This window comes from Pseudoneobacillus rhizolycopersici (assembly GCF_054786815.1).
This window is the reverse complement of the sequence record NZ_JBTOOE010000097.1, coordinates 1-274: the sequence shown is the minus strand read 5'-3', so window position 1 is coordinate 274 and position 274 is coordinate 1. Positions and strand designations below refer to the sequence as shown.

The 274-nt window shown below is 52.6% G+C and carries 1 protein-coding gene; it reads right to left on the bottom strand.

Annotated elements, in window-relative coordinates:
* On the bottom strand, positions 1-274 hold a 274-nt coding region (locus ACX9YW_RS23000; RefSeq protein ID WP_460351044.1), incomplete at both ends, for a response regulator.

Here is a 274-nt window from a genome sequence, read left to right as displayed (position 1 = left end):
ATCCAACGCCAGCACTTTGTCAGACTCTTCGGCGCGGGCGGAAAGCACGATGACCGGAATTGAACTCCACTGGCGCAAATCGCGGATAAAATCGAGCCCGTCACCGTCCGGCAGCCCCAGATCAAGAATGATCAAATCCGGCTTTCTGGTGCCCGCTTCTATCAAACCACGTTGTAGGGTATCCGCGTCAAAAACGCGCCAGCCCTCATTCTCCAATGCGGATCGGACAAAACGACGGATCTCTTTTTCATCTTCAACGATGAGGATATTTATC